The sequence below is a fragment of the Mycobacterium sp. genome, from assembly GCF_008709575.1.
Classification (GTDB): domain Bacteria; phylum Actinomycetota; class Actinomycetes; order Mycobacteriales; family Mycobacteriaceae; genus Mycobacterium.
This window is the reverse complement of sequence record NZ_VYIK01000104.1, coordinates 1-5,388: the sequence shown is the minus strand read 5'-3', so window position 1 is coordinate 5,388 and position 5,388 is coordinate 1. Positions and strand designations below refer to the sequence as shown.

The 5,388-nt window shown below is 62.8% G+C and carries 3 protein-coding genes and 4 tRNA genes; 2 read left to right on the top strand and 5 right to left on the bottom strand.

Annotated features, from left to right (window positions below):
• Positions 1-82 precede the first annotated feature (82 nt).
• The 4 genes from F6Q13_RS16655 to F6Q13_RS16640 all read right to left on the bottom strand — a co-directional run bounded on the left by F6Q13_RS16655 (position 83) and on the right by F6Q13_RS16640 (position 1,748).
• Complete coding sequence (locus tag F6Q13_RS16655; protein ID WP_293058890.1) at positions 83-994, bottom strand: restriction endonuclease; 912 nt, start codon at positions 992-994, stop codon at positions 83-85.
• Positions 995-1,473: 479 nt separating this feature from the next.
• Positions 1,474-1,545, bottom strand: a tRNA-Val gene (locus F6Q13_RS16650).
• Positions 1,546-1,571: 26 nt separating this feature from the next.
• Positions 1,572-1,645, bottom strand: a tRNA-Cys gene (locus F6Q13_RS16645).
• A gap of 30 nt (positions 1,646-1,675) precedes the next feature.
• Positions 1,676-1,748 (bottom strand) — tRNA-Gly (locus F6Q13_RS16640).
• Between the two features lie 149 nt (positions 1,749-1,897).
• On the opposite strand from F6Q13_RS16640, the gene F6Q13_RS16635 reads away from it, so the two are divergent.
• A tRNA-Val gene (locus F6Q13_RS16635) sits at positions 1,898-1,969 on the top strand.
• Between the two features lie 187 nt (positions 1,970-2,156).
• The gene (locus F6Q13_RS16630) at positions 2,157-3,275 is read left to right on the top strand and encodes a histidine phosphatase family protein (protein ID WP_293058887.1); all 1,119 of its coding nucleotides are present in this window, start codon (positions 2,157-2,159) and stop codon (positions 3,273-3,275) included.
• A 25-nt stretch (positions 3,276-3,300) separates the two neighbouring features.
• On the opposite strand, the gene F6Q13_RS16625 is transcribed toward F6Q13_RS16630, so the two are convergent.
• Positions 3,301-4,836 (bottom strand): glycosyl transferase, encoded by a 1,536-nt coding sequence (locus F6Q13_RS16625; protein WP_293058884.1) that lies wholly within the window; start codon positions 4,834-4,836, stop codon positions 3,301-3,303.
• Positions 4,837-5,388 lie beyond the last annotated feature (552 nt).

The window sequence follows — 5,388 nt, the reverse complement described above, 5'->3', positions numbered from 1 at the left end:
ACCCCTACCTGCCCTCACCAGCTTGTGGTCACCGTTATTTTCGTGTCAGAAACCGGGCGAAACAGCGAAAACGCCCGGATGATCATCCTTCGAACTCTTCCTCGTCGATCTGCTTCAACTCGAAGGTTTCGCGTATCTGCACGCCGACGTTGTATCGAACCATGAGCTTGGTCAACTCTCTGCCGTCAATGAGGCGCAGCTGCATGCCGACACTGTCGGCGAAATGCCTTGCTCCATCGGAGAATCGTCCAGTGGTTACAAAAACACCCCGATTCGTCTGGGCGCCTTGCAGCGCCCCGACGAAAGCTTGAATCTCAGGACGCAGCACGGTGTTTTCCTTCCCGTACCGCTTCGCTTGGACCCCGATCAGGTCAAGCCCAAGGGCATCTTGCCGAACCAACCCGTCCAAACCGCTATCACCTGATTTGCCGGTATGTTCCAGCAGCGCCTCCCGACCGCCATACCCCATTGAGCGGAGAAGCTTCAGGGACAGCATCTCTAAGAACGCGGGTGGCTGAGCGAGGATCCGCTCAAGCAACTCGGCGGCCAGGATGTCGTACGACTCCTCAACAATCGTGCCGACTGCCTCGCTTGGCGACAATTCGTCAGACACAACCGTGTGCGACTTCTCATCAATGTGCTTTTCGGTCTTGCGGGCTCGGAATTCCTGGTATTCGGGGAACTGAGCCAAGACCGATATATCAACCCGGTCAGGGTGCTCCTTGAGGACCGTTTTACCGCGATCAGACAAGAGGTAGCGTCCCCGTTGTGGCCGGTCGAGGAGTCCAGCCTGAGCCATATGCGTTATCGCCCACGCGACCCTGTTGGTGAAAACCGCCTGCTTGCCGCTCGGCAGCATCACCTGCCGGTCTTCGTCGGAGACGTTCAGCGTTGGCGCTACAAGGTCCCGAATCTGTGCGTGCGACTTGGGCTCATCTCCCTCGATGGCAACTAAGACTGGACGCATCAGTGTCTGGAAGTCAGGAATTGGCACGGAAGCTAATACTAGTCACTTCGCCCCGAAAAAGGATGCCGAAATTGTTGCCTTGACCTGCAGGGATGTTGCCGCGCCTTCGGTCTGGACGCTACGAATGACGGGATAATCGCCTGGCCGGGGCAGAAGATCCCCCTCCGGCGGCGTGGATGCACACCATCATCAATGAAGCAGTCCTTTGTACGAACGTCACTGCTGATCGATTCGTCGGGGAGGCAGCCAAGCTGTCCGTATTTTTGCTCGGAATAATCGCGAGCTACTATGCTGTCCCGCCACTCCTTGTCTTGCTGCACGCGCCCTTCACGAGCGAGGCGTTTCTTCTTGATCCCACAGTTGGCCCAAGGCGCGATGAGCGACCTCATCGTCCCGGGACTGCGCAGGTCAGTAGGCCAACGCCGCCGCCGATAAATACGAATGCAATAGCTGATGCTTATTGATAAGTTAGGCTAGATATATGCAGTGATCTGCACAAACTTCTGTGCGCGGTACTGGGATTGAACCAGCGACCTCTTCCGTGTCAGGGAAGCGCTCTCCCGCTGAGCTAACCGCGCCTGGGTCCGACCAAGTGGAGACCAAGTGGAGGTGGAGACGGGAATCGAACCCGTGTGCACGGCTTTGCAGGCCGTTGCCTCACCACTCGGCCACTCCACCGCTGGGATTGATGCCGCTAGCACACCTTCGAGCGGATGACGGGATTCGAACCCGCGACCCTCACCTTGGCAAGGTGATGCGCTACCAACTGCGCTACATCCGCGAGCTACGGACGAGATCGTCGCCCGTTGCGAAGCACGACGATAGTCCACCCGCGGTGTCGGCACAAATTTCTCGGCCAGATCCGGCCCTGGCGCGGAGTGTCCCGGCTATAGCCGCACGTGCTAGTCTTCGACGTCGCCGCCCGGCAGCGGTCCCGTGGCTCAGTGGAAGAGCGTCCGCCTCACACGCGGAAGGTCGCTGGTTCGAACCCAGCCGGGACCACACACATCGAGGGAAGTCAGCGGCTGCCGGGTTGGACGATTTCGCCTGGTCGGCGTTGTCGACGGCAAGTTTGCGGGCAGCTGACTGCGGCTAACTCGCAGTGGCCGGTGGTCATCCTCAGGCTGTTCTCAGTTAATATCCGGCGTGAGTCACTGCCTCTATCAGCATGCCGTCAAAGGAGACATCTGTGCAGCTACCTCGTCGCCCGTACCTCGTTGCTGGTACCGCTGGTCTCGTCACCGCGGCCAGCGGTCTCATCGCTGTCACTGCGGTGGTCCCGCCGCCAGATGAGCCGCAGCAGCGCGCGGTCCAACTCGTGGCCGGGGAAGAGGAGATCACGCTGGACCTCGTCCGCCACGGATCGGACGGTCCGCCGGCCTACCTGTCCACCATCGGGTCGTATCTTCCCGGATATCCGCTCAATTCGACCGGTGAGGAGGAGGCGGACGCCGTCGCCAAGCTACTCGCCCCGGAAGCTCCCTTCGCCGGGATCTACGCGGGGGACAACATCAGGATGCCGGAGACCGCGGCACCGTTGTCCCAGCTGGTGGATCAGCCGGTGCAGCTATTGCCCGGGCTCGACGAGATCGCCGGCGGTATTTACAACGGCGACCAGGCCATCAGCCTCGGGGGGATCTTGTACGAAGTGACTTTGGCTGCCTGGGTGTTCGGGTTACTCGACGTGCCGATGCCTGGCTCCAACGACCTCAACGGGATGGAGTTCGACGAGAACTTCACCGGCGCTGTCCAAACGATCTACGACAACACCGTGAGCGCCGGCGGCCCGACCACCGATGTCGCGTTTTCCGGCGAGGCGGCGATCAGCACCTGGACGCTGATGAACGCCAAAAACCCCGATCTGTCCATCTTCTTACCCTTGTTCGCCCACGATCTGGAGTCGGGCGGCTCAATCCTGCCCAACACCGGCGTCGTCGTTCTTGAGGGATCCCCGACAGCGGGCTGGACGATCGTCAGCTGGAACGGTGAATCCATCCCGGCTCCGGGTCTTCTGACCGAACTGGTCGTGGACGTGCGCAGCCTCATCGAGGCCCCCCAGTTAGCCCTCTACAACATTCAAGAGGCCATCCTCGGCAGCAATACCGCGGCGATCGAGACTGCGATTCAGACGGGAATCAGCCAAGTGGCCACAGCGACGGAGCAATTCCCCGTCGCGGTGTTCGACGACATCGTCAACGCGCTGGGCGGCGGCAGCTCGACCGCCGGCGCGGATCTGGCAACCAGCAGCCTGGGGGACCTTTCCGGCCTGGTTTCTGCGCTGGCGTCGGATTTGTCCGGGCTGCTGTAGCCCCTGGAGCACCGGGGTCGGCGGGTCAGGCCACGTTGATGCAGAGGACCTCGTCGAGGCTGGCGGTGCGCAGTCCGGCGGCCGCCGCCCGCCGCCCCACCGCGGTGCTGGGGTCTGTGTCGGTGGCTTGCAGGCCACCGGCGCGATCCAGACGTGCGGTGTCGAACATCGCCGGACCGCTGGCCACTGCGTCGGTAAGAACGTAGCGGCCGGCGGCGGGGGCCCGGCGTACCTCCTGCTCGGCCGCGCAGGTACCGGTCAACGTGACCGCATCGGCGAAGTTGATCCCCACCTGGAACACCTGCGCCTCCGCCTTGAGGACCGCTGTGAGGCGGGTGATGAAGTTCTCGGGAGCGAAGAAACGCCAACCGTCGCTTAGATGCAGCCAGAAGCGTTCGCGGATCGAAGCGCGCAGCTGCGCGAGCCGAGCACCGGGCCAGTCGCCGGGGCCGGGATCGACAAACTGGAGAAATCCGTAGCGCTGCAGCAGGATTGCGCGATCCTGAGCACACAGGCCGGCGACGACGGCCAGGAATCGCCCGACCCGCGCTACATCCAGACAACAGTTCAGAAACGAGTTCAGGGTCTGCTCGATTGCCCCCCGATCCGGCCCGGCGAGCAGGCTGACGACCACGTCGGCCTCGCCGGACGCGGCGACCAACCGCGGCACCAGCGCCTCGGGGTACGCTGCGGCCGCAGTGATCATCGCCGAGGCACACACATCGCGGTTGCCTGTCATCCGCCGTCGATCAGCGTCGCTGATGTCGGGTCGGGCCAGCAGGCGCCGCCACAGCGTGAACGCCTCGGCCTGCCGGCCGCTCCCGGCCGCGCACACCGCCTGCGCGTCAGTGGCTCGCCACGCGTAGATCTCGGGATCTAACACCAGCAGGTCGTCGGGAAAAGGGATGTCGGCGGCCAGCCGGGCAAACCGGTAACCGAGCCGGTAGCGGCGATCGAGGCAGTACCGATAAGCGATGGCATACAACGGTTCGGCACGGGTCGGCCGAAACTTCCATGCCCGCAGGTAAGCGTTTTGAACCTCCGGCCACGGTGCACCGAGTTGGGCCATCGACTGAGCGATCTGCCACATGGCGAAGTAGACCTCTTCCTCCCAACCGCCCATCTCGACCCGTCGTGCATACCACTGGCGGGCGTTGACGAAATCGCCCAGAGCAAAGTAGGTCTGAGCCAGCGAGAACACCGACCGCGCATCCTCGGGGTCGTCTCTGAGCTTGGCAAGCAGCAGATCGCGCAAATGCTTCGCCGGATCCGCGTTGTGGGCTTCTCGACGCTGCTCACGGGGTCGCACAATGCTGTCCGCCGCCGCCTGCACTTGGGCCTCGGTGACCTCCAGGCGCAGATCTTCGGCGAGGCGACGGATCACAACGGCGGGTGTGGCGCGTAGCGCCTCGAAGTCGACCCTGACCGTTGCTGCGCCGTCGAGTGCGCGGTCACGCGCTTGGATCAGGCGCGTCGTTGATTCGTATCGCTCCCGCTCGTCCTTCAGCCAGCCGAGCCGATTCAGCGACGTCACCACGTTCGCCGCCGGTCGGTCGACCACGACCGGCACTATCGGGCCCCAGGCATCGCGGATGAGATCAACCGCAAGGCAAAGAAGCGGGTTCTTGGCGCCGGGCCTGCGCCCTGCTGCGCCGGCCGCACGGAGATGGTTATCGGCCCATCTGCGAAGTTGTGCCCGAAAAGAACCGGCATCCATTTGGAGCTGACCGCCAGGCCCATTAAAAGCCCCGAAGGCCTTTCGGCACAGGAGGGTTAGATGGTAGTCCTCCCAGGTTTCGTGCGGTTCGCGAATGACCAAGTCGAATTCGGTACCCATGAACACACCAAGGTGGTTGGTTTGCGTCTGACTTCGCCGCAGAGATGGGCTTGGAAAATTATCCAATGCTGGCAGGCTTCTCGGGTGATTCGAGAGGAGTAGTTCATGCCCGAGTCCAGCAACGGTCGGCGCCGCCCGTCGAAGTTGTCGGCGGAGACGAAGTGGGAGATTTTCTTGCAGGTTACCGCCGGAGAGATCAGCCAGGCCGAGGCCGCCCGCAGGTGGTGCGTCGATGTGTCGACGGTGATCGGGATCCGGCGCACCGTCAAGGACGCC